The sequence below is a fragment of the Streptomyces luteosporeus genome (assembly GCF_039532865.1).
In the GTDB taxonomy this organism is placed as follows: Bacteria; Actinomycetota; Actinomycetes; order Streptomycetales; family Streptomycetaceae; genus Streptomyces; species Streptomyces luteosporeus.
Map to the genome: position 1 here is coordinate 101776 of NZ_BAAASL010000017.1, position 22523 is coordinate 124298.

At 70.4% G+C, this 22523-nt stretch carries 20 protein-coding genes; 13 read left to right on the top strand and 7 right to left on the bottom strand.

Annotated features, from left to right (window positions below; all coding sequences use genetic code 11):
• Positions 1-38 precede the first annotated feature (38 nt).
• The 7 genes from ABD361_RS21985 (at position 39) to ABD361_RS22015 (ending at position 7205) form a co-directional block, all read left to right on the top strand.
• Positions 39-1253: a cytochrome P450 family protein gene (locus ABD361_RS21985; RefSeq protein ID WP_344437185.1), complete on the top strand. Its 1215-nt coding sequence runs from the start codon at positions 39-41 to the stop codon at positions 1251-1253.
• Between the two features lie 266 nt (positions 1254-1519).
• The gene (locus tag ABD361_RS21990) at positions 1520-2269 is read left to right on the top strand and encodes a GntR family transcriptional regulator (protein WP_344437187.1); all 750 of its coding nucleotides are present in this window, start codon (positions 1520-1522) and stop codon (positions 2267-2269) included.
• A gap of 233 nt (positions 2270-2502) precedes the next feature.
• Complete coding sequence (locus ABD361_RS21995) at positions 2503-3513, top strand: sugar ABC transporter substrate-binding protein (RefSeq protein ID WP_486387913.1); 1011 nt, start codon at positions 2503-2505, stop codon at positions 3511-3513.
• Positions 3510-4550 carry an ABC transporter permease gene (locus ABD361_RS22000; protein WP_344437189.1) on the top strand — a complete coding sequence of 347 codons (1041 nt, stop codon included), beginning with the start codon at positions 3510-3512 and terminating at the stop codon, positions 4548-4550. The genes ABD361_RS21995 and ABD361_RS22000 overlap by 4 nt, the downstream gene beginning before the upstream one ends.
• Positions 4547-5383 (top strand): ATP-binding cassette domain-containing protein, encoded by an 837-nt coding sequence (locus ABD361_RS22005; protein WP_344437190.1) that lies wholly within the window; start codon positions 4547-4549, stop codon positions 5381-5383. Before ABD361_RS22000 ends, ABD361_RS22005 begins: the two co-directional genes overlap by 4 nt.
• Before the next feature lie 158 nt (positions 5384-5541).
• Complete coding sequence (locus tag ABD361_RS22010) at positions 5542-6663, top strand: ROK family glucokinase (RefSeq protein ID WP_344437191.1); 1122 nt, start codon at positions 5542-5544, stop codon at positions 6661-6663.
• Between the two features lie 5 nt (positions 6664-6668).
• Positions 6669-7205: a hypothetical protein gene (locus ABD361_RS22015; RefSeq protein ID WP_344437193.1), complete on the top strand. Its 537-nt coding sequence runs from the start codon at positions 6669-6671 to the stop codon at positions 7203-7205.
• 16 nt (positions 7206-7221) lie between these two features.
• Here the strand turns inward: ABD361_RS22015 and ABD361_RS22020 are convergent, their stop codons facing one another.
• Both ABD361_RS22020 and ABD361_RS22025 read right to left on the bottom strand, forming a co-directional pair.
• On the bottom strand, positions 7222-8187 hold the full coding sequence (locus ABD361_RS22020) for an NAD-dependent epimerase/dehydratase family protein (RefSeq protein ID WP_344437194.1): 966 nt from the start codon (positions 8185-8187) through the stop codon (positions 7222-7224).
• Positions 8178-8792 carry a ScbR family autoregulator-binding transcription factor gene (locus ABD361_RS22025; RefSeq protein WP_344437195.1) on the bottom strand — a complete coding sequence of 205 codons (615 nt, stop codon included), beginning with the start codon at positions 8790-8792 and terminating at the stop codon, positions 8178-8180. The genes ABD361_RS22020 and ABD361_RS22025 overlap by 10 nt, the downstream gene beginning before the upstream one ends.
• 126 nt (positions 8793-8918) lie before the next feature.
• Here ABD361_RS22025 and ABD361_RS22030 point away from each other — a divergent pair, with 126 nt between their 5' ends.
• Positions 8919-9857: a ScbA/BarX family gamma-butyrolactone biosynthesis protein gene (locus ABD361_RS22030; RefSeq protein WP_344437196.1), complete on the top strand. Its 939-nt coding sequence runs from the start codon at positions 8919-8921 to the stop codon at positions 9855-9857.
• Positions 9858-9907: 50 nt separating this feature from the next.
• Positions 9908-10831, top strand: a complete 924-nt coding sequence (locus tag ABD361_RS22035; RefSeq protein WP_344437197.1) for a LysR family transcriptional regulator — start codon at positions 9908-9910, stop codon at positions 10829-10831.
• Positions 10832-10968: 137 nt separating this feature from the next.
• Here the strand turns inward: ABD361_RS22035 and hemA are convergent, their stop codons facing one another.
• Positions 10969-12198: a 5-aminolevulinate synthase gene (hemA, locus tag ABD361_RS22040; protein ID WP_344437198.1), complete on the bottom strand. Its 1230-nt coding sequence runs from the start codon at positions 12196-12198 to the stop codon at positions 10969-10971.
• A 207-nt stretch (positions 12199-12405) separates the two neighbouring features.
• Here hemA and ABD361_RS22045 point away from each other — a divergent pair, with 207 nt between their 5' ends.
• The 3 genes from ABD361_RS22045 to asnB all read left to right on the top strand — a co-directional run bounded on the left by ABD361_RS22045 (position 12406) and on the right by asnB (position 15882).
• Positions 12406-12909, top strand: coding sequence for a GNAT family N-acetyltransferase (locus ABD361_RS22045; RefSeq protein ID WP_344437199.1), 504 nt, complete (start codon positions 12406-12408; stop codon positions 12907-12909).
• Between the two features lie 3 nt (positions 12910-12912).
• Positions 12913-13968 (top strand): Gfo/Idh/MocA family oxidoreductase, encoded by a 1056-nt coding sequence (locus ABD361_RS22050; protein ID WP_344437200.1) that lies wholly within the window; start codon positions 12913-12915, stop codon positions 13966-13968.
• A gap of 63 nt (positions 13969-14031) precedes the next feature.
• Complete coding sequence (asnB, locus tag ABD361_RS22055) at positions 14032-15882, top strand: asparagine synthase (glutamine-hydrolyzing) (RefSeq protein WP_344437201.1); 1851 nt, start codon at positions 14032-14034, stop codon at positions 15880-15882.
• A 96-nt stretch (positions 15883-15978) separates the two neighbouring features.
• On the opposite strand, the gene ABD361_RS22060 is transcribed toward asnB, so the two are convergent.
• The gene (locus ABD361_RS22060; RefSeq protein ID WP_344437202.1) at positions 15979-16326 is read right to left on the bottom strand and encodes an ArsR/SmtB family transcription factor; all 348 of its coding nucleotides are present in this window, start codon (positions 16324-16326) and stop codon (positions 15979-15981) included.
• Between the two features lie 123 nt (positions 16327-16449).
• Here ABD361_RS22060 and ABD361_RS22065 point away from each other — a divergent pair, with 123 nt between their 5' ends.
• Positions 16450-17652 (top strand): MFS transporter, encoded by a 1203-nt coding sequence (locus tag ABD361_RS22065; protein WP_344437203.1) that lies wholly within the window; start codon positions 16450-16452, stop codon positions 17650-17652.
• Positions 17653-17723: 71 nt separating this feature from the next.
• On the opposite strand, the gene ABD361_RS22070 is transcribed toward ABD361_RS22065, so the two are convergent.
• The 3 genes from ABD361_RS22070 to ABD361_RS22080 all read right to left on the bottom strand — a co-directional run bounded on the left by ABD361_RS22070 (position 17724) and on the right by ABD361_RS22080 (position 22346).
• Positions 17724-18710 (bottom strand): zinc-binding dehydrogenase, encoded by a 987-nt coding sequence (locus ABD361_RS22070; protein ID WP_425583287.1) that lies wholly within the window; start codon positions 18708-18710, stop codon positions 17724-17726.
• 683 nt (positions 18711-19393) lie between these two features.
• Complete coding sequence (locus ABD361_RS22075; protein ID WP_344437205.1) at positions 19394-20332, bottom strand: YwqG family protein; 939 nt, start codon at positions 20330-20332, stop codon at positions 19394-19396.
• Between the two features lie 31 nt (positions 20333-20363).
• The gene (locus ABD361_RS22080; protein WP_344437207.1) at positions 20364-22346 is read right to left on the bottom strand and encodes a DNA/RNA non-specific endonuclease; all 1983 of its coding nucleotides are present in this window, start codon (positions 22344-22346) and stop codon (positions 20364-20366) included.
• Between the last annotated feature and the right edge of the window lie 177 nt (positions 22347-22523).

Sequence of the window (22523 nt, forward strand, 5' to 3'; positions counted from 1 at the left end):
CGGATGTTCGTGCGAACAAAGACGCGCAGGGGGATGGCATGGTGTCGACATTGCTGGAGGAGCGGGACGGCGTCGTCGATCTGGCGGCAATGGGCGCGGCGTTCGCCCGCGACCCGTACCCCGTGTACGCCGCGCTGCGCGAGCGCGGCCCCGTGCACCGGGTGCGGATGCCGGAGGGGCCGGTGTGCTGGCTGGTCGTCGGCTACGACGAGGTGCGCACCACCCTCAACGACCCGCGGCTCTCCAAGCGGTGGGACAACCGCTCGCCCGGCCTGGGCATCGAGATGGTGGCGGCCGGCCCGCACATGCTCGGTTCCGACCAGCCGGACCACACCCGGCTGCGCAAGCTGGTCGCCAAGGAGTTCACCCCGCGCCGGGTGGAGGCGATGGCGCCGCGCGTGCAGGAGATGACCGACGAGCTCCTCGACGCGATGCTCGCCTCCCCGGGCCGCCGCGCCGACCTGGTCGACGCGCTGTCCTTCCCGCTGCCCATGGGCGTCATCTGCGAGCTGCTGGGCGTGCCGGACCTCGACCGCGAGGCGTTCCGCGTGTGGACGTCCACGGCCGTGGGCTCGGCGCCGCCGGCCGAGAAGGCCGCCTCCGCCCGGGAGGTCGCCGCCTACCTCACCCGGCTGGTCGCCGCCAAGCAGGCCCGGCCGGGGGAGGACCTGCTGAGCGCGCTGATCCGCACCACGGCCGAGGACGGCGACCGGCTCTCCTCCGAGGAGCTGATCGGCATGGCCTGGATCCTGCTGGTCGCCGGTCACGAGACGACGGTCAACCTGCTGACCAACGGCGTGTTCGCCCTGCTCACCCACCCCGAGCAGCTGGCGGCCCTGCGGGCCGACGCCGGTCTGTACGAGAGCGCGGTCGAGGAGATGCTGCGCTACGACGGACCGGTGGAGACCTCCACGTACCGCTTCACCACCGAGCCCGTCGAGATCGGCGGCACCGTCGTGCCCGGCGGCGGCGAGCTGGTGCTCGTCGCGCTCGCCGACGCCGACCGGGACCCGGCCCGCTTCCCCGAACCCGGCGGCTTCGACATACGCCGCGACGCGCGCGGGCACGTGGCCTTCGGGCACGGCATCCACTACTGCCTGGGCGCGCCGCTGGCCCGCCTGGAGGCCCGGATCGCCCTGCGCTCGCTGCTGGAGCGCTGCCCGGACCTCGCCCTGGACTGCCACCCGGACGCACTGACCTGGCGCGAGGGCCTGCTGATGCGCGGCCCCCTGCGCCTGCCGGTCCGCTTCTAGGGCCGATCCGGCGGTGCAGTGCCCCGCAGGGGCGCGGGGAACTGCGCGACAAGCCACGACGCGCCCGCAGACGGAGTGCCGTGCTTCGCCCGGACCCCGCCGGTGGCGCCTCGGCCGGCAGGCCGCCGGTGGGCGATCGCGCCCACCGGCGGCAGCCGCAGATCGACACTGCCCCGCGCCCTGCGGGGCGCCGCGTGCGGTCGCCATGTCCGGACATCCTGACCTCACGACTTCCCGTCATCAGGTCCTGGGGCTACGCTCCCTCCGTGGCGAAGCAGCATCCCCTCCGGTTCACCCTCGACCGCGGCAGCCCGGTCCCCCTGTACTTCCAGCTCTCCCAGCAGCTGGAGGCCGCCATCGAGCGCGGCGAGCTCGCGCCCGGGAGCCTGCTCGGCAACGAGATCGAGCTCGCCGGGCGGCTGGGCCTGTCCCGGCCCACCGTCCGGCAGGCCATCCAGTCGCTCGTCGACAAGGGCCTGCTGGTGCGCCGCCGCGGCGTGGGCACCCAGGTCGTCCACAGTCAGGTCAAGCGCCCGCTGGAGCTCAGCAGCCTCTACGACGACCTGGAGGAGGCCGGCCAGAAGCCCGCCACGCAGGTCCTGCGCCACACCCTCGAACCCGCCTGCGCCCGTGTCGCCTCCGCCCTCGGGGTCGCCGAGGGCACCGAGGTGGTGGTGATCGAGCGGCTGCGGCTGGCCCATAGCGAGCCGATGGCCCACCTGCGCAACCACCTGCCCGCCGGGCTGCTCGACCTGGACGACGAGAGCCTCGCCGCCACCGGCCTGTACCGCCTGATGCGCGGCGCCGGCATCACCTTGCACAGTGCCCGGCAGACCGTCGGCGCCCGGGCGGCCACCGCCGCCGAGGGCGCGCTGCTGGCCGAGCCCGCCGGTGCGCCGCTGCTGACCATGGAGCGCACCACCTTCGACGACACCGGGCGGGCCGTGGAATTCGGCTCGCACCTGTACCGCGCCTCGCGCTACGCCTTCGACTTCCAGCTCCTGGCCCGTTCCTGAGCCACCCGGCCGCGCTGTCGGGCCACGTTGTCAGTCAGTAAGAATGTTCTGACAAAGTATTGACGCCGTGTGGCCTGCGCCACTACAACTCCACGGACAGGAAGCGGCCCGCACGCCGCCGCCGACGCCCCGGCCGACAGCGGTGACGGATGGTGACGGATACTTGGGCGGTTGGGTCCGTGGAACGAGGGGCCCGGCCGCACCGTGACAGACAGTGAGAAGGGCAAGTCCTCGTGGCAAGGGTTCGGACAGGCGTACGCGCGGTGAGTGCCGTGCTGGCAGCGGTGCTCGGCGCCACTCTGACGGGGTGCAGCAGTACGGGCGGCAAGCGCGCCGAGGAGCGGGCGGCCAAGGCGGCCCAGGGCCGCGCGGCGGTCGACACTCCCCGGTGGACCTTCGCAATGGTCACCCACTCGGGCGATGGCGACACGTTCTGGGACATCGTGCAGAACGGTGCCAAGCAGGCGGCGGCCAAGGACAACATCAAGTTCCTCTACGCCCATGACGTCGAGGGCAACAAGCAGGCGCAGAGCGTGCAGGCCATGATCGACCAGAAGGTCGACGGCCTGATCGTCACCCTCGCCAAGCCCGACGCCATGAAGGACGTCGTGGCCAAGGCGGAGAAGGCCGGCATCCCCGTGATCACGGTGAACTCGGGCTCCGACAAGTCCAAGGAGTTCGGTGCCCTGACCCACATCGGCCAGGACGAGGTCATCGCCGGCGAGGCCGTCGGCGAGCAGCTGAACCAGCGTGGCAGGAAGAAGGCGGTCTGCGTCCTGCACGAGCAGGGCAACGTCGGCCACGAGCAGCGCTGCGAGGGTGTGAAGAAGACCTTCAAGGGCCAGGTGGACAACCTCTACGTCGAGGGCACCAACATGCCCGCCGTCCAGTCCTCGCTGGAGGCCAAGCTGCAGTCCGACAAGGACGTCGACGCCGTGGTCACCCTGGGCGCCCCCTTCGCGCCGACCGCGGTCAAGGCGGCCCAGCAGGCCGGCAGCAAGGCCGAGGTCGACACCTTCGACCTCAACGCCAAGGTCGCCGGCGGCCTGCAGGACGGCTCCCTCGGCTTCGCCGTCGACCAGGACCCGTACCTCCAGGGCTACGAGGCCGTCGACCTGCTGTGGCTGTACAAGTACAACCGCGACATGCTCGGCGGCGGCCGCCCGGTGCTGACCGGTCCGCAGATCGTCACCAAGGACGACGCGAAGACCCTGGCCGAGTACACGAAGCGGGGCACCCGATGACGACGGCGACCACCACCGGGGCGGACGAACGCCTGATGACCCGGGGCTTCGCGCGCCGCCTGATCGGCCGCCCGGAGCTCGGCGCGGTCGTGGGCGCGGCGGCGGTCTTCGTCTTCTTCTCGTTCGCGGCCGAAACGTTTCTCAAGGCCTCCAGCCTCTCCACCGTCCTGTACGCGTCCTCGACGATCGGGATCATGGCGGTGCCCGTCGCGCTGCTGATGATCGGCGGCGAGTTCGACCTGTCGGCCGGTGTCATGGTCACCAGCTCGGCCCTGGTCTCGTCGATGTTCAGCTACCAGATGACGGCCAACGTCTGGGTCGGCACCGGGGTCTCGCTGCTGGTCACCCTGGCCATCGGCTTCTTCAACGGCTTCATGCTCACCCGCACCAAGCTGCCCAGCTTCATCATCACGCTGGGCACCTTCCTGATGCTCACGGGCCTGAACCTGGGCTTCACCAAGCTCATCAGCGGCACGGTCTCCACCAAGACCATCGGCGACATGGAGGGCTTCCCCTCCGCCCGCGCCGTCTTCGCCTCCCACTTCACGATCGCCGGCGTCGACCTGCAGGTCACCGTCCTGTGGTGGCTCGGCCTGGTGGCCCTCGCCACCTGGATCCTGCTGCGCACCCGCGCCGGCAACTGGATCTTCGCGGTCGGCGGCGGCGCCGACGCCGCCCGCGCGGTCGGCGTCCCCGTCAACCGCACCAAGATCGGCCTGTACATGGCCGTGGCCTTCTGCGCCTGGATCTCCGGCCAGCACCTGCTGATGTCGTACGACGTCGTGCAGTCCGGCGAGGGCGTGGGCAACGAGTTCCTCTACATCATCGCGGCCGTCATCGGCGGCTGCCTGATGACCGGCGGCTACGGCTCGGCCATCGGCTCCGCGGTCGGTGCGTTCATCTTCGGCATGACCAGCAAGGGCATCGTGTACGCGCAGTGGAACCCCGACTGGTTCAAGTTCTTCCTGGGCGCGATGCTGCTCCTGGCGACCCTGCTCAACGCGTGGGTCCGCAGGCGCGCGGAGGCGAGCAAATGACGGCGCTGATCAAGCTGGCCGACGTCAGCAAGTACTACGGCAACGTCCGCGCGCTCGAAGGCGTCTCCCTGGAGGTCCACCCCGGCGAGATCACCTGCGTCCTGGGCGACAACGGTGCCGGCAAGTCGACCCTCATCAAGATCATCGCGGGTCTGCACCGGCACGACGCCGGCACCTTCGAGATCGAGGGCGAGCCGGCCGCCCTCGCCTCCCCCCGCGAGGCCCTCGACCGCGGCATCGCCACCGTCTACCAGGACCTCGCCGTCGTCCCCCTGATGCCGGTCTGGCGCAACTTCTTCCTCGGCTCCGAGCCCGTCAAGGGCGCCGGGCCCTTCAAGCGCCTGGACGTGCGCACCATGCGCGAGACCACCCGGGCCGAGCTGCTGCGCATGGGCATCGACCTGCGCGACGTCGACCAGCCCATCGGCACCCTCTCCGGCGGCGAGCGGCAGTGCGTGGCCATCGCCCGCGCCGTGTACTTCGGCGCCAAGGTCCTCGTCCTGGACGAGCCGACCGCCGCGCTCGGCGTCAAGCAGTCCGGCGTCGTCCTGAAGTACGTGGCCGCCGCCCGTGACGCCGGCCTCGGCGTGGTCCTCATCACGCACAACCCCCACCACGCCTACCTCGTCGGCGACCGGTTCGTGCTGCTCAAGCGCGGGGCCATGGCCGGCAGCCACACCAAGGCGGAGATCGCCCTCGACGAGCTCACCCGGCAGATGGCCGGCGGCAGCGAGCTGGAGCAGCTCAGCCACGAGCTGGAGCGGGCCCCCGTGCCCGACGTCATCGGCGGCAAGCGCTTCGACGCGGCGCAGGCGGCCGAGAAGGACGCCTGAGGCTCCCCTTCCGCAGCGGGGGTGACCTCCCGGCCACGGGCCCGGAGGTCACCCCCGCTGTTTGGCGGGGCACCTCGCCGGTGAGGCACAATCGGCCAGGACCGACGAAAAGACCGAGGCCACGGCCTCACGAGAGCATTCCAGGGGCGACAGTCGCGATGAGCATGTACCGGGAGCGGGTCCACCGGGGCACCGGCAGAGCGACCGTGCTCCGCACGGTCGGCACGCGCGAGCGGCGCTCGCACCTCACCGCCCCCCGCGTCCCCACCGTCGGCATCGACATCGGCGGCACCAAGGTCATGGCCGGGGTCGTCGACGCCGACGGCAACATCCTCGAGAAGCTGCGCACCGAGACCCCGGACAAGTCCAAGAGCCCCAAGGTCGTCGAGGACACCATCGTCGAGCTCGTCCTCGACCTCTCCGACCGCCACGACGTGCACGCCGTGGGCATCGGCGCCGCCGGCTGGGTCGACGCCGACCGCAACCGCGTCCTGTTCGCCCCCCACCTGTCCTGGCGCAACGAGCCCCTGCGCGACCGCATCGCCGGCCGGCTCGCCGTGCCCGTCATGGTCGACAACGACGCCAACACCGCCGCCTGGGCCGAATGGCGCTTCGGCGCCGGCCGGGGCGAGGACCACCTCGTCATGATCACCCTCGGCACCGGCATCGGCGGCGCCATCCTGGAGGACGGCCAGGTCAAGCGCGGCAAGTTCGGCGTCGCCGGCGAATTCGGCCACATGCAGGTCGTCCCCGGCGGCCACCGCTGCCCCTGCGGCAACCGCGGCTGCTGGGAGCAGTACTCCTCCGGCAACGCCCTCGTGCGCGAAGCCCGCGAACTGGCCGCCGCCGAATCCCCCGTCGCCTACGGGATCATCGACCGCGTCGGCGGGCACGTCCCCGACATCACCGGCCCCCTGATCACCGAGCTCGCCCGCGAGGGCGACGCCATGTGCGTCGAGCTCCTGCAGGACATCGGCCAGTGGCTCGGCGTCGGCATCGCCAACCTCGCCGCCGCCCTCGACCCCTCCTGCTTCGTCATCGGCGGCGGCGTCAGCGCCGCCGACGACCTGCTCATCGGCCCCGCCCGCGACGCCTTCCGCCGCCACCTCACCGGCCGCGGCTACCGGCCCGAGGCCCGCATCGTCAAGGCGCAGCTCGGCCCCGAGGCCGGCATGGTCGGCGCCGCCGACCTCGCCCGCCTCGTCGCCCGCCGCTTCCGCCGTGCCAACCGGCGCCGCGCCGAACGCTACGAGCGCTACTCCCGGGCGGGCCGGGGGTGAGCGCCGTGCACCATACCGAGCAGCCCGTACCCTGGCGCGGCCCGCGCTGGGTCAAACCCGTCGTCGTCTTCCTGCTGATCGCCATCCCCGCCGGCTACCTCTACATCTCCGCGATGCAGAGCCGCAGCGGCAGCGAGTCCAAGCGGGAGGAGGCCGCGGCCACCGGCCTGGAACCGGGCTGGCCCTCCCGCCTGCAGCGCCGCATCTACGGGATGACCGTGCCGCCCTACGCCCAGCACGTCGCCTCCTTCGAGACCAACTCGTGGAAGGCCAGCTCGCTGTACCTGCGCTTCACCACCACCCGCAGCGCCTTCGACACCTGGCTGCAGCAGATCGGCACCGACGCCTCCGCCCTGCGCGACGGCGAGGTGCCCATCGACGAGGACGAGGCCGCCGTGGTCGGCTGGAAGTTCACCGGCGCCCACCACTGGAAGGGTGCCGTGCACACCCAGGACAAGCCCAAGCCCAACTTCGAGATCGTCGCCAACATGGACGACCCCCAGCGCCCCCGCGTCTACGTCGTCTCCACCACCACCCCCTGACACCACCGCCGAGCGGTCACTGCGCGGGGGGCGTACGGGAGAGGTGCTCGCGGTACCAGGGCGCCCAGCCCCCGACGCGTTCCAGGGGGCTCGGCCCCGGGGCGGTGCCGGTGAGCCGCCAGATGCTGTCGCTGCGGAACCAGTTGTCCTGGGCCAGCAGGGCGAACTGCCGCGGGGAGATCCGTCCCGGAGTCGCGGCGAGCCGTTCCAGGCAGCGGGGCCAGGGCCAGTCGTCCGCCGGGGTGGGCGGCAGGACGTGATGGTCGGCCAAGACGTCCATGAGGTCCCGGGCGAGCACCGGCTCGGGGTGGCTGGCATGGTGGACGCCCCGGGGGAGGGGCCGGGGGGCCAGCGCGGTCCTGGCGATCAGCCGGGCCAGGTCCTCCACGGCGACCAGGGAGAGCCGTGCCGCGCCGGACGCCCAGCGGGCGGGTACCCGGCGGCGCAGCTCGGCCAGGGCGGGCACCACCCAGCGGTCCCCCTCGCCGAGGACCAGGCCGGGGCGCAGCACCGTGCCCCCGGCGTTCAGGGCGTACTGTTCGGCCGCCAGCCGTGTCGAGCTGGCGGCGGAAACCGGGGCGGGCTCGGCCTCTGCCACGTCCGCTCCCCGGTGCGGGCCGTGGCCGTACACCGCGGCGGTCGACAGATAGGTCACGCGCGCGACGCCGCCCCGGGCGGCTTCGGCCATGAGGTGCGCCGAGCCGTCGGTGTTCACCGCGGCGCACTGCTCCGGGTCGCCGCTGACGCGCGAGGCCAGGTGCAGCAGCACGTCGGCGTCCGTGCAGACGCCGCGCAGGGTGTGCGGCCTCGTCAGGTCCGCCTCGGCCCACTCCGCCCCTGCCGCGATCAGCTGGTGCGGGGCCGAGCGCCCGACGACGCGGACGTGCGGCTGTGCGGCATCCCGCAGCAGTTCGGCCGCCACTCTGCTGCCGATGAAGCCGGTGGCGCCGGTGAGGACGATGCGCAGGGGCCTCACTCCCATGGCAGGCGCCGTTCGCTGTCCAGGGTGATCCGCGCCGCGGCCTCGGGCGTCGCGATGCCGGGCAGCAGATAGCGCCACAGGGACATGATGCGCAGCGGCAGATCGGCCCAGCCGGTCGAGAACTGCGACTTCAGCTGTGTCCCGGTGAAGGCTGCCACCAGCACGTTGGCGAACTCCGCGTCGTCGACGGAAGCCAGCAGTTCGCCTTCCCGCCGTGCCGCCACGAGCTCCTCGCGGAAGCGCTCCGCCCACCACATGTACACCGTGTCGTCCTGGACGGCCGGGCCGCCCTGGTCCACGGCGAGCCGCACGCCCGCCCGCAGCAGGGTGTTGCTCTGCAGCTCCCTGGCCAGGGCCAGTGTCACGTCCACGAGTTGCTGGAGGCCTTGGGGCTGCTGCGGCAGCGTGACGTCGGTCGCCTGCTCCAGCATGACTGCTCGCGCCAAGGACTCCTTGGACTTGAAGTGGAAGTACATCGCGCCGGCCGTCACGCCCGCTTTGGTCAGGATCCTGTTGATCCCGGCTCCGTGGTACCCGCACTCCTCGAACACCTCGGCCGCCGCGCGGATGAGCGTTGCCCGGGTGTGCAGGGCCCGCTCATGCATACGTCTTCCTGTCATCAGTCCTTCAACCAACTGCTCGACAAACAAACGGAACGACCTCTATGTTACCTGTACACGTACTTTCGTGGCCGGGGGTTCCGCCCCTGGTCGCAGCACCAAGGGGGAAGAGTGGTTGCGTCGTCATGCCTGAACAGAAAGAGCGTCGTAGAGCCGATACACACCCATAAGCAACGCGCCGCCGAGGTCTACCTCACGCACTGGGAGCAGACCGGCGAGGACCGATTCCGGATCGACGCGCGCCGGCCCCTGGCGCATGCCTTCTACCGGGTGGGTGCGCAAGGGGACCCGCTGCTGATCTGCGAGACCGTCCGCCAGGCTCTTCCGATGCTGTGTCACGCCGCGTACGACGTACCGCTGGGCCACCAGCTGATCTGGGACACCTTGCGCTACACCATCGAGGACAGCGCCCACGCGGGCGCCGGCCGGGGCCCGCACGCCGAGCTGCACATCGAGTGCTTCGACCTTGCGTACCGAGGTGCTCGCCCCGCGGCCCTGTCCCTGCGGGCGGTCTATTACTGGGACGGTGTGCGCGTGGCCACCGTCGAGACCCGCTTCGCCCTGCTCTCTCCCGGCGCGTACGGGCGGCTTCGCGGCGCGCGTGCGGACGCCGGGGCCGCCATGGCGTCGGCCGTGCCCCCCGGGCGGCCGGTGCCGTGTGCCACCACAGGCCGTTCCCGGCCCCAGGACGTGGTCCTCTCGGCGCTCGACGAGAACCAGTGGCTCCTGCGGACGGACACGAGCCACCCCGTCCTGTTCGACCACCCCGTCGACCACGTCCCGGGAATCGTGCTGCTGGAAGCGGCCCACCAGGCAGTGGGAGGCGCCCAGGTCACCCGCCTCGACTGCGAGTTCCAGCAGTATGTCGAACTGGACGCACCGTGCACGATCACCGCCACTCCACTGCGGACGGTCACGGACACCGACGGGCCCGGGGAACATCAGGTGCGGGTCACGGCTGTGCAACACGACCGGCTCTGCTTCTCCGCGTCCGTCACCTGCCGGCCCCCCGCCGCACTCCCGGAAGAGGGCAGCCGGGGTACACGATGAGCGGTGGGCTGCCGTCGGGGGACTCCCAGGAGGAGAAAAGAAGCCCGTCCATGCGCATATGGGATGTCAATTTCAAGCACCTCCAGGCCTTCCTGGCGGTCGCGGACACCCTCAGCTTCACTCATGCCGCAGCCCGGCTCGACAGCAACCAGCCGACGCTGACGCGCTCCATCCGGCGCCTGGAGGAACAGCTCGACGTTCCTCTCTTCCACCGCACCACGCGACAGGTGACGCTGAGCCCGGCCGGAGTCAAACTCCGCGATCATCTGCAGACGCTGCTCCCGCACTTGGAGCGGGCCCTGTTCCCGGTCTCCGAACGGCCGGTACTGCGGCTGGGGTTCTCCTGGCTCCTGCCGGACGCGTGGATGCAGGAAGCCATTGTCCGTTTCGAGAAGGAGACCGGGGCAGGGGTCGAGCTGCGCCGCCGGGACGACCGCTGTGCGGGCGTCGACCAGGGCATCGTGGATCTCGCTCTGCTGCGCGGACGCACGACGGTCGAGGGAATGAGAGCCACCGAACTCGACACGGAGGAATGCGTTGCCGCCGTTCCCCAAGGGCACCCATGGAGCGGACGCCCATGGGCGGACTGGGCCGAACTGGCCGACTATCCCCTCGTGTTCAATTCGGTCAGCGGTGTCGTCGGGGAGAACGACTGGCCGGCGGGCAGCAGGCCCGTCTTCACCGTGCAGTGCCACAACTTCGACGAGTGCCTGGAATCGGTGGCCACCGGGCGGGGGATCAGCGTGCTGCCCGACCTCGTACTGCGGCGCAATCTGCACCCGTCGGTGCGGTTCGTGCCCCTGCGCGGGGCCCCGAAGGTCCCCATCTCGCTGGTCCGCCCCGCACAGGGCGCCCATCCACTGGCCGACCGCTTCACCGCGGTGGCCCGCCGGGTGATCTCGGCGCGCCGGTCCCTGCGCCTGCCCCCTCAGGCGGCGCGCCACCACACGGAACGGGAACTGGCCACCCGCTGAGGCCGTGGTTGCGGCGTCCTGCGAAGTGGCCGTCGTGGCAGGGCCCTTGCCGGTAAGGCCGTTGTTGCTGCGGCCGTACCTCACCCGGCTCCCGGCCGGGCGCCCCACCCCGTGCGGCGCCCGGCCGGGAGCACCGTTCAGGCCAGGGCCCCGGCGAGCCTGCGCGGCAGGCCGGCGCGCTCCCAGACCCCGTCCAGTGCCCGGGCGAAGCCCACGATCTCGTCCTCGGAGTGCTGCGGGGTCGGGGTGACCCGCAGCCGCTCGGAACCCGTGGGGACGCTCGGCGCGTTGATCGGCTGGACGTAGTAGCCGTGCCGTTCCAGCAGTTCGCTCGCCACCTCACGGCACTTGACGGCATCGCCGATCAGGACCGGGACGATGTGCGCGGCCTCGGACACCACCGGTATGCCGCGTTCCCGCAGCAGTTCCTGCAGCAGGCCGGCCTTGGCCTGCAGCTGCTTGCGCTCCTGGTCCGAGCGCTTGAGATGGCGGACGGCCGCCAGCGCTCCGGCGGCGACCGCCGGGGGCAGCGACGTGGTGAAGATGAACGCCGAGGCGAAGCTGCGGATCGCGTCCACGACCGCCGCGGGGCCCGCCACGTACCCGCCGGCCGTGCCGAACGCCTTGGCCAGCGTGCCCTGCACCACGTCGAACCGTCCGTCGAGGCCCAGTTCGGCGGCCTTGCCCGCACCGTGCGGTCCGTACATGCCGACCGCGTGCACCTCGTCGAGGTAGGTGAAGGCGTTGTAGGTACGGGCCAGCTCCGCGACCCGTTCCAGCGGGGCCACGTCGCTTTCCATGGAATAGACGCTTTCCAGCGCAATGATCTTGGGCAGGGCCGGGTCGGTGCCCGCCAGCAATTCCTCCAGGTGCTCCATGTCGTTGTGGCGGAAGACGTGCTTCTCCGCGCCACTGTGCCGGATGCCGGCAATCATCGAGGCGTGGTTGAGCTCGTCGGAGAAGACCACGCAGCCGGGCAGACGACCGGCCAGGACGGTGAGTGCGGCGTCGTTCGCCACATAGCCCGAGGGAAAGATCAGTGCCGACTCCATGCCGTGCAGGTCGGCCAGCTCACGTTCCAGCTCCACGTGGTAGCGGTGGTTGCCGGAAATGTTGCGCGAACCGCCACTGCCCGCCCCGGTTTCGTCGACGGCCTGTTTCATGGCCGCGAGGACGAGGGGGTGCTGCCCCATGCCCAGGTAGTCGTTACTGCACCAGACACTGATCCTGCGCCCGTCGCCGGGACCGTGCTTGAGGGCGGCCGGGAATTCCCCGGCCATGCGCGCGACCTCGAGGAATGTCCGGTAGCCGCCGCGTTCCTTCAGCTTTTCGATCTCGGCGGAGAAGAAGTCGATGTACCCGAACATGGGACCTCCGGTGGGAGAATCAGCAGTACTGGACGCCACGAACGTAGCCATGCCGCATCCCGAAGAGAAATACCGTTGCGGCCGATTGATCGACCGGCCGGATAAGCCGAGGTGGCGGCGTCACCGCGGCCAGTTATTCAGTTCCTGTATAGGCCGCGCACCGAATTCATTTCACTTGCGGCGCGAACGGCCATAGAGTCCGGTCCCGTGATTGCCCAGCCAGACTTACGGCCCCGGCCGGCGACCACCGAGGACATCGACGAGCTGGTCCGGTTGCGCGGGTATCTGCTCAGCGCCGGCGACGGCCACTACGTGGCGCGTGACCCGGCGGAGGACGCGGCCTGGCGGCACGCCTATCGCGCATGGCTCCACCGGCACCTGACCGGGCCCGGCGAGCGGGTGCACGTCGCGGTCATCGGCGAGGCAGAGGCGCTGGCCGCCTGCGCGATCGCCGTGCTGGACGAGCGGGCACCCACGGCCCACAGCCTCAACGGGCGGGTGGGGTGGGTGCAGACGGTCGTGGTCGAACCCCGGTGGCGACGCCACGGCCTGGGCGCCCGGGTGATGGACCACGTCCTTGCCTGGTTGCGCGGCCAGGGAGCGTCCGGCGTCGTGCTGCAGACCACGGCCGACGGGGCGCCGCTCTACCGGAAACTCGGATTCCTGCCGACCGGCGAGGATCTGCTGGCCCTTGATGTGCGAGGTGGATAGACCGTGAAAATTCTGATCGTAGGGCTCGGATACGCCGGCACCCGTTTCCGCATGGCCTTCCGGAACACCGGGCTGCCGGTGGAGTTCGCCCACGTGGGGCGGCGCCGACGGGACCCGCGGATTCCGTACTACGCCTCCGTGCGGGAAGGGCTCGACGATTTCCGGCCGGACGTGGTCGTCGTCACCGTCCCGGACGAGGCCCACGCCGACGTGCTCACCCAGCTGGCCGGCTACGAGGGTTTCGTGGTGGCCGAGAAGCCGCTTATCACCTCGCGCGACGACCTGACGGCGGTGGATGCCGCGCTCGCACGGACCCACGGGTTCTGCATGGATCTCGTGGAACGTTACTCCGAGGCCACGGTGTGGTTGCGCGACCATGTGCGGGAGCACGATCTGCAGCTGGTGCGGGCGCACTTCACCTGGGGCAAGGACCGCATCAACGACCACCGGCCCACCAGCGGGGTCCCCAGCGAGATCATCCACCCGCTGGACCTCGTCGGCTGGATCGCCGGTCACGGCCACGAGCTGGAGCTGGACACCGTACTCGGCACCCGCTCCGACTTCTCGGTCTCGGGACCCGAGGTGCTCGACAGCGTCGCGCTGTCGGCCCGCCTCGGCCCCGGTACCGTCACCGGCTACAGCAGTTTCGTGAACATCACCCGCAAACGCGAGGTCGACTTCGTCTTCCGTTCCCCGGCCGGTGAGCTGGAGTACGCCGGCCTCGTTTTCGACACGCCCGAGTGGGATGCCGACCGGTTGCGCGTGTGGCGCCGCACCTCCGAGGGCGACGTCGTGATCCACGAACTCGACACCAGCTCCCGGCCGGTGCCCGAAGAGGCCGCCACCGTGGTCAAGCTGGGCCGGATGGCGGCGGACGTGGCGCGCTTCGTGGCCCGGGGCGAGAAGCCCGCGCAGCCGTTCCCCGGCCTGCAGGACGCCCTGGCCCTGCAGCGGCTGCTGAACACCATGGAGCAACAGGCCCGCACCACCGCTCCGGTGACGTATTTCCCGGCCGGTCGCACCGTTCTCCAGGAAACCGACTGGGAACGCCTGGGCTGACCGGGCCTTCGACTCATTTCCACAACTCACCGACCATCAGCGTTATTCACCGAGGAGAACCACATGTGCGGAATAGCCGGCTGGGTGGACTTCGCCCGCGACGTTCGTCAGGAACGCGGGACCCTTGAAGCCGTCACGCGGACCATGGCCTGCCGTGGCCCGGACGCCGAGGGCATGTGGGCCGACGAGCATGCCGCGCTCGGTCATCGCAGGCTTTCCATCATCGACCTCGACGGCGGCCGCCAGCCCATGGTCGCCGAGGAGGACGGCCGTGTGCTGGCCTGCCTCACCTACAGCGGTGAGGTCTACAACTTCCAGGAACTGCGCACCGAACTCGTCGCCCGCGGACACCGCTTCCGCACCCGCAGCGACACCGAGGTCGTGCTGCGCGGGTACCTGGAGTGGGGAGAGGGTCTCGCGGACCGGCTCAACGGCATGTACGCCTTCGCCGTGTGGGACACCCGCGAGCAGGCACTCCTGCTGATCCGCGACCGGATGGGCGTCAAGCCGCTCTACTACTTCCCGACGCCGGACGGTGTCGTCTTCGGCTCCGAGCCGAAGGCGATCCTCGCCCATCCGGCAGTGCCGCGGAAGGTGAGCGCCGAGGGGCTGCGCGAGATCCTGGAAATGGTCAAGACGCCGGAACAGGGCATCTTCTCCGGCATGTTCGAGGTGCGTCCCGGTCAGCTGGTGCGCATCTCCCGGTCGGGCCTGGCCAAGCGGACGTACTGGGCCCTGGAGGCGCGCGAGCACACGGACGATCTGGACACCACCGTCTCCACGGTGCGCGGGCTGCTCGACGACATCGTCGGCCGCCAGGTCGTCGCCGACGTCCCGCTGTGCTCGCTGCTCTCCGGAGGACTGGACTCCTCGATCATCACCGCCCTGGCGCACCGGAAGCTGGGCGAGCGGGGCGAGGGACCCGTCCGGTCCTTCTCCGTGGACTTCGCCGACCACGGCGCGGGCTTCGTCGAGGACCCCGTACGCGGCACCTCCGACGCGCCGTTCGTGCGTGACCTGGTGCAGCACATCGGTGCCGACCACAGCGAGATCGTGCTCAACAGCGCGGAACTGGCGGATCCGGAGCTGCGCGCCAAGGTGCTCAGGGCCCTGGACCTGCCGCCGGCCTACTGGGGCGACATGTGGCCGTCGCTGTACCGGCTGTTCCAGGCCGTACGGGCCCGTTCGACCGTGGCCCTGTCCGGGGAATCGGCCGACGAGGTGTTCGGCGGGTACCGCTGGTTCTTCGACTCCGAAGCGGTGGAGGCGCAGACGTTCCCCTGGCTCACCTCCGCGACCGGCAAGTACTTCGACGGCAAGACGCTGTTCGACCCCGGGCTGATGCAGAAGCTCGGCATGCAGGAGTTCCTGCGGGACAGCTACGCGCAGGCGGTCGGCGAGACGCCGCGACTGCCGGGCGAGAATGCGGTGGACCGGCGGATGCGCGAGATGAGCTACGTCAACCTCACGCGTTTCGTCCAGACCCTCCTGGACCGCAAGGACCGGATGAGCATGGCCGTCGGCCTGGAGGTCCGGGTTCCGTTCTGCGACCACCGGCTCGTCGAGTACGTGTTCAACGTGCCGTGGGAGATGAAGTCCTTCGACGGCCGCGAGAAGAGCCTGCTGCGGGCGGCGGGGAAGGACCTGCTGCCGGAGTCGATCGTGCAGCGGGTCAAGAGCCCCTACCCGACGACGCAGGACCCGGCGTACGAGCGGGGACTGCGCCAGGAGCTGACCGCGGTGATGGAGGACTCCTCGTCGCCGGTGCTGCCGCTGCTCGACCAGGCCACCGTCCGCGGGCTGCTGGCCAGCCCGATGGGCGAGATGAGTGCGCAGTACGACCGCTCGGGGCTGGAGATGGCGCTCGGTGTGAACGCGTGGCTGTCCGCCTACGACGTCGCACTGGATCTGTGAGCGCCGGATCCGTGAGCACTGCATCTGTGAGCACTGCACCGGTGGACCGCCCCGCACGCTGAGCGGTTCACCGCTGTGCGCGGCCGGCGCCCGTCGTCACACCTCGCCCCGGCGGCGGGCGTCGGCCGGAGCGTAGCCGTCCTTGACGGCCAGACCCAGCAACTGCCGGAGCAGTCCCGGGAACCGGCTCTCCAGGTCGGCCAGCCGCAGCGAGTTGTAGCAGCGGGTCCCCTCCGAGCGGACGTACAGGACCCCTGCTTCCCGGAGGATCTTCAAGTGGTGGGTCATCGTCGACTTGGCGATGCCGCTGCCCAGTTCCCCGGCGGTGCGCTCACTGCCGTCCGCCAGCGCGACCGCGATGCCGAGCCGGGTCGCGTCGCTCAGCGCGAACAGCACGGCGGGCAGGGCGATGGCGTCGATGTCCGGGTGGAAGTAGTGGCGCATTGCCCAACAATCGCACACCCGGGCAGGACGGAGAACGGCTGAAAACGCTCCGCCGCAGTTGCCGCCGCAGCCGTGCACGCACTAGGTATGAATGTCCCACGACCATCGAACAATGGGGACCCAGTGAAACTCGTTTATCTCCTGGGGCTCGGAGCCTTCGCGCTCGGCCTCGACGCCTACGTCACCGCAGGCCTCCTGCCGGTCATCGCGGACGACTTCCACGCCTCCGTGTCGGCCACGGGGCAGATGGTCACCACCTTCACCCTCGCCTACGCCATCGCGTCCCCGATCTTCGCCACCCTCCTGTCCGCATCACGCGTCCGGCTGGGTCTGCTCGCCTCCCTCGCCGTCTTCGCCCTGGCCAACGCGGGCAGCGCCCTCGCCGGCACGCTCGGCGTCCTGCTGCTCACCCGTGCCCTCGCCGGCGTGGGAGCCGGCCTCTACCTGGCACTCGCCGCCTCCGCGGCCGCCTCGCTCGTCGACGACAAGCGCCGCGGCCGAGCCCTCGCGGTGATCATGGGAGGTATGAGCTCCGGCACCGTCATCGGCGTGCCCATCGGCGTTCTGATCGCCGAGCACGTCGGATGGCGTTCGACGCTGTGGCTGGTGTCCGCCATCGGCCTCGTCTCCTTCGCCGGACTCGCGGTGCGCCTCCCGGCCCTGCCCGCCGCCACCTCGGTCACCCTGCGCCAGCGCGTCCAGGTCGTCACCGACCGCCGGGTCGCCTCCATCGTCGGGGTCTCGTTCCTGGCCGCCGTCGCCAGCCTCGGCCTGTACACGTACATCGCGCCGGTCATGGCCACCGGTGCCATGGGCAGCGTCGACAGCATCACCCCCTACCTGTGGGCATGGGGCATCGGCGGCGTCATCGGCAGCTTCCTCATCGGACCGCTCGTCGACCGGGTGCGCCGCCCCTACACGCTGGTCGTCGGCATCCTGGCGCTGCTCACCGTGGCCCTGCTGGTCCTGCGCCCCGCCGCCTCGCTGCACCCGCTCCTCGCCCTGCTGCCCATCGCCGTCTGGGGCGCCGTGGGCTGGGCCCTGCAGGTCCCGCAGCAGAACGACCTGCTGGTGGCGCGGGGGGAGCGCGGCGGCCCTGTCGCCGTGGCCCTCAACGAATCGGCGCTCTACCTGGGAAGCGCGGTGGGGTCGGGACTCGGCGGTCTCGCCTTCTCCGTCGGATGGAGCGGGGCCGTCCTGCCGCTGTGCGCGGCCGGGGTCGGCTTCCTCGCCCTGCTGCTCCAGGTCACCGCCGTACGCTCCAGCACCAAGGACGCCGTTCTGCCGGCCTCGCCCGCGCCCGTTCTGCAGGACGCCACCGACTGACACCCTGCCGACCCCCACGAACTGCCTGCGCCGGAGACCCCCGCTCCGGCGCAGGCCGCGTACGTCAGCGCTCAGGGCACGACGACGATGTTGCCGAACTGCGTTCCTGCCACCATCTGTTCGTACGCCTCCGCCACGTTCTCCAGCGTGTACACGCTGTCCACCACCGGACGGATGCGGTGCTGCTCGACGAAAGCGAGCATCTGCCGGAACTCCTCGGCGCTGCCCATGGACGTACCCAGCAGGCTGAACTGGTGGAAGAAGAGCTCCCTCAGGGGCACATGGAGGTCCGTGCCGGTCGTGGCGCCGAAGAGGACGACGCGCCCGCCGGGGCGCAACACCTTGGGGTACTGGCCGAAGACCGCGGGACCCACCCCGTCCACCACCAGGTCCACCGATGCGCCGCCGAGCTCGGCGGCCCAGTCCGCCGCAGTGTCCAGCGCCCGGTCGGCCCCGAGGCGCACGGCATGGTCCCGCTTGTCCGCCTTCCGCGACGTCACGGTGACCCGCGCGCCGGCGGCCTTGCCCAGGAGCAGCGCCCATCCTCCGACGCCGCCTCCCACGCCGGGCACGAGCAGATGCTCCCCGCGCCTGAGCCCGCCTCGTGTGAACACCGCCCGGTAGGCGGTGAGCGCCCCCATGGGGAGCGCCGCAGCTTCCGGCCATGACAGATGGGCCGGCTTGCGGGCGAGGTTGCAGGCGGGCACCACGACACATTCGGCGAGAGTGCCGTCGGCCGGCCCGCCCAGGATCTCCGGTACAACGGGAGTGTCGTGGGCGTGCTCCCAGCCCAGTGCCGGGTTGATCAGGACCTCGTCGCCTTCCCGGACCCCGCTCACCCCCTCCCCGACCGCGTCGACGATCCCGGCACCGTCGGAACCGGGGACGAACGGGGCTTCGGCGCCGGTGCGCTCGTCCATGAGGAACAGGTCACGGTGGTTCAGTCCGGCGGCACGCAGGCGCACCCTCACCCAACCCGTGCGTGGTTCCGGATCGGCGACCTCCGCCGGCCGTAGTCCGCTCGTCCCCGGCTGCCCGTGGTGAATGACTGCCCGCATCGTCCGCCTTTCGTCCGGCCCTGACCGTCAGGGAAGGGGATGTTGCTGTCAGTGATCACCAACGCGCGAGCGGAGCAACGCATTCCGACGAACGCATTCCGACGAACGCATTCCGACGTGCAAGGGCAACCGTGGCGGGCGGTGTCGCCGGGTGCTGGCGTACGTTTCAACGTTCAGCCAGTACGCGGTGTGCTCCCGCTCGTGGCTGCGGCGCGACATCAGCCGGAACGGCGGGGCCCGGCGGAAGGACCGCGAGGCGGTGTGCCTACAGGCAGGTCCGTACTTTGCCGACATCTAGTGCTTGCTCGGCGAGGACGCGGGCGCCTTTCGGCCGGGAGGGGCGAACTTCATCGAGTGGGGGCAGTACCTTTCCGGAGGTCTGGCCCCCGCTGCCGGGCGCCGACGGTGACACCGACTGCTGGGCCGGTGTCTGCCGGCGCCGCGTGGTGCGCGTCGGCAGCACGTCGTGCATGCTGATTCCCGCGCGGGCACGTGTGGCGGACCTGACCGGTGACAGCAGGCGGGTGTGACAACCCCCTCACGGTGATCCGAGTAGGCCCACCCACGGGAAGGCTTGTCCAAGCCCCTCCCGTCGGGGCGCTGCCGCACCGAACCGGCGCCGACGGGAACTGCCGAGATGTGGCGTCCGTACGGCGGCCGGGCTGCTCAGTGCGGAGGCGAACTCACTGGATCAGGGACGTGTGCGGGTGATCCGGGGACTCCGGGCAGACGTAGAGCTGCAGGTGGTTTCCCCTGGAGACCTGGACCTTGGGCGGGTTCGCCACCCGGGCGTCGTCGAGGGAGGTGAGGGCTTGATCCTCGTACGGGACCCAACCCGTGTTGCTGCTGTCCCATTCCTTCGAGGCGATGGTCAGCAGCGGGGCCATCTTGGCGCCACAGGCGATGCAGGAGCAGGCGATCGGATCGGTGAGGCCCCACGGGGGCCAGCCGCCGGCCTTCCAGCCCGGGGCGACGGACAGCTGGCTGTCGTAGAACGAATCGGGGTAGGGGGCCCAGGAGCTGTCCACGGCGGATCCGGCTGCCTGCCAGTTGCTCCAGTCCTTCAGCTGCTGTTGCAGCTCCTTGCTCAGTTCCATGGGGTTGGGGTACTCGGTGATCGGCTCCGGTGCGAGCACGCACGGTCGGGGTATATAGCCGTCGTACTCCACGGCGAAGGGGCCGGGTGGGGCGGCGAGGTGGCCGGTGACCTCGGTGGAGGACCGCCAGAACAGTGCAGTCGGAGGTTTGTTGTCCGGCTCATGTTCGAATGGGCACCAGAGCACTTGGAGCAGGTCGGCCTGTCCGGGCGGTCGCAGCAGCGGTATGTCGCGCACGTACAGCTGGGCCACGGGCACCATGGGGTTTGGGCCGTCGTGCCACTCGTAGTCCTGGCTGGCGTACACCTCGTACGCCTCGTACAGGTCGTCCATCTGGTTGTGTGACTCGTTGCAGTGCGGCCACGGCTCGTCGGCGGGCCACAGCAGCGGCCCGCCGACCGAACTGTCGTGCGGTGACGGGGACCCGGGGCGGGGATGCAACCGGATCGCCGGACGTGCCAGCGGGGCCAGTTGAGGGAGGATCGCGGTGACGTCAACCGGCCGCGGCGGGGTGGTACGGCTCATTCTGGCTCCCGATGGCGCGAATCAGGTGGGGTTAGTTTCCGAGGTTCAGCAGGCCCGTGTTCTTCTGGGTATTGGTGATGTAGACGTCGGGGAACAGCGGCTGCGACGTTCCGTCCGACCGCTCGACCCTAGCGCTCATCGTGACCCCCTGCGGAATCGTGCTGTCGCTGCTCCGGTAGTCCGGCGTCACCTGGTAGAAGATCGCGTCATTCGGCCCGAGGATGCCGCCGTCCTTGACCTTTCTCACCGCCTTTTGGACCACGGCCTCGTAGGTTCGCATGCTGGGCGTTCCGGTGTTCGTCCCCGACTGCCAGCAGGGGAAGAGATTGTCCGGTCCGCCGTCATTCGTTCCACCCTTGCCACCGAGGATGTTGGGGATCAGGTGACACCGGGCGAGTCCCGCTGTGGTCGAGTTGGCCTGGCGGAACAGTTCGGCGTCCGCCCAGCCGGTGATGTCTCCCTTCGCATCGGAACCGTCTCCAAGCGTGGTGCCCAAGCAAGCCTGCGCCGTGGACGCCCGAGTACCGGCCGGCCCCTGTGGGGTGGTGGTCTTGTTGACGTGCGGGACCGGTTCGGTGGTGTTCTTGATCCACCCGTTGCCGGAAGGGACCGATCCGGCGGGAGCGCTCTGGCGGCAGACGGCCTGTGGCTCGGCGATGGAGCCGGATATCTCTACCTTGAACTGGTCGTCCTCCACCACTCGCTGGCTCGCGAAGCCTTCGGCGAGCTGAGCATCGGCAGCCTGCTTGTCCGCAAGCGGGACGTGGGCGCGCACGCAAGGGCTGCTCGTGCCGCCGTCCAGCACATCGGTGACCCAGCCCCCGCGGGTGCTGTGACGGGGGAGGATCTCGGCGCACTGAGCGCCGTCGATTCCTCCTTCACGGGTTTCCGCGAAGGGGAACTCGCCGCAAATGTCGGTCGCGACGAGGTCCGTGCGGGTCTGGAAAGTTCCGCAGGTCCGAGCGCTCCGGCCGGCTACGTCACCCTTTGCCCGGGTCAGCGGCTTGTCGCGTCCCCAGCCGGCGAGGTTGCTCTGGGCCCACAGGTAGCCGGCCGCCGCGGCGCCCGCGCCCTGCGGGTTCGGCTGGTCGCTCATCCTGACGACCGGCATGATGCTGGGCACGACGCAGCCGGGGTCGGACGCGCCGGTGGTCGTGTCCCGCACGGCGTCGTCGCAGCGGATCTTCTCCGGGTTGCTCCAGGAGGCGCTCGGGTCGACGATCTGGGCGCCGGGAGACGTCACGTACAACTCGTACGACGTCGTGAAGTCGACCTTCGCGCCAGGAGCCGGGGTGGATTCGTAGCCCACATCGCCGGAGAGGACCTGGTCCTTGATTATGGTCTTACCCGTCCACCGGGGAGACTTGGTGACCTTGCAACCGGCCGAGCAGGCAGGCTTGAACCTCACATTCAGGGCTTTGACGGCACCGGTCGCATCGGTCATGGTCACCCTGACGAATTCGCTCCAAGTCGTGCCCTGGGCGGGCAGGACGGCGCTGCTCGAAATGTCCAGCGTTCCAGTGCCGATCACCTTGCCGTTGCTGTCCTTGAGCGTGTACAGCACGGTCAGGCCTTGGACGCAGTAGGTGAACCGGTTGTAATACCACGTCCTGGGGGGCGCGATCGCACAGCTGCCCGTGTCGGCGGCGGCAGCTGCGGCCATCGGCTGCGCTGCGGCGCGGGCCTGCCGCCCGGCCGGGGGCGCCGGCGTGGCGATCGTGGTGACGCAGGCCTGCGCGGCTCCCGCCTTGCGCTCCTGGGAGCCGGCGGGCGTGGGCTCACACTTCTCCCGGGGAGTCACCGTAGCGGGCCGGGTCTTGCTTGGGCCGGGGACACCGGTCAGACGGTTCGGGTCGACACTGCTCGACTTGCGGGGGGACGCCTCCGCCGCCGGTGCCTTGCCGGCGGAGGCCGGGGCGAGGACCTGGCCGTCGGCGGCGGCGGTGCCGGTCGCGGTGAGGCCCAGAACGAGGAGGAGACCGGGAAGTATTCGTCTCCTGCGTGGTGAAATCATGTCTTCTCTCTGTAGGGAGTCGCCCCGAGCGGTATCCGACTTACTGCGCGATCAATTGACCTGGATCGCCTCTGTCGCCCGGGGTGAGAAGATGTACCCAGTGAAATGTCCCTGGCAATTAGCCCATTACTGACTATCTGCCGCAATTGCAATCCAGCGGTGATTGCCATGATCTGA

What these genes read in the sequence shown, in the direction of transcription:
- ABD361_RS22010 (WP_344437191.1), top strand. Translation starts at nt 5,542, where the DNA reads ATGAGCATGTACCGGGAGCGGGTCCACCGGGGCACCGGCAGAGCGACC.
- ABD361_RS22080 (WP_344437207.1), bottom strand. Translation starts at nt 22,346, where the DNA reads ATGATTTCACCACGCAGGAGACGAATACTTCCCGGTCTCCTCCTCGTT.
- ABD361_RS22060 (WP_344437202.1), bottom strand. Translation starts at nt 16,326, where the DNA reads ATGCGCCACTACTTCCACCCGGACATCGACGCCATCGCCCTGCCCGCC.
- ABD361_RS22020 (WP_344437194.1), bottom strand. Translation starts at nt 8,187, where the DNA reads ATGGGAGTGAGGCCCCTGCGCATCGTCCTCACCGGCGCCACCGGCTTC.
- hemA (WP_344437198.1), bottom strand. Translation starts at nt 12,198, where the DNA reads ATGTTCGGGTACATCGACTTCTTCTCCGCCGAGATCGAAAAGCTGAAG.
- ABD361_RS22075 (WP_344437205.1), bottom strand. Translation starts at nt 20,332, where the DNA reads ATGAGCCGTACCACCCCGCCGCGGCCGGTTGACGTCACCGCGATCCTC.
- ABD361_RS22070 (WP_425583287.1), bottom strand. Translation starts at nt 18,710, where the DNA reads ATGCGGGCAGTCATTCACCACGGGCAGCCGGGGACGAGCGGACTACGG.
- ABD361_RS22025 (WP_344437195.1), bottom strand. Translation starts at nt 8,792, where the DNA reads ATGCATGAGCGGGCCCTGCACACCCGGGCAACGCTCATCCGCGCGGCG.
- ABD361_RS22035 (WP_344437197.1), top strand. Translation starts at nt 9,908, where the DNA reads ATGCGCATATGGGATGTCAATTTCAAGCACCTCCAGGCCTTCCTGGCG.
- ABD361_RS22005 (WP_344437190.1), top strand. Translation starts at nt 4,547, where the DNA reads ATGACGGCGCTGATCAAGCTGGCCGACGTCAGCAAGTACTACGGCAAC.
- asnB (WP_344437201.1), top strand. Translation starts at nt 14,032, where the DNA reads ATGTGCGGAATAGCCGGCTGGGTGGACTTCGCCCGCGACGTTCGTCAG.
- ABD361_RS21985 (WP_344437185.1), top strand. Translation starts at nt 39, where the DNA reads ATGGTGTCGACATTGCTGGAGGAGCGGGACGGCGTCGTCGATCTGGCG.
- ABD361_RS22000 (WP_344437189.1), top strand. Translation starts at nt 3,510, where the DNA reads ATGACGACGGCGACCACCACCGGGGCGGACGAACGCCTGATGACCCGG.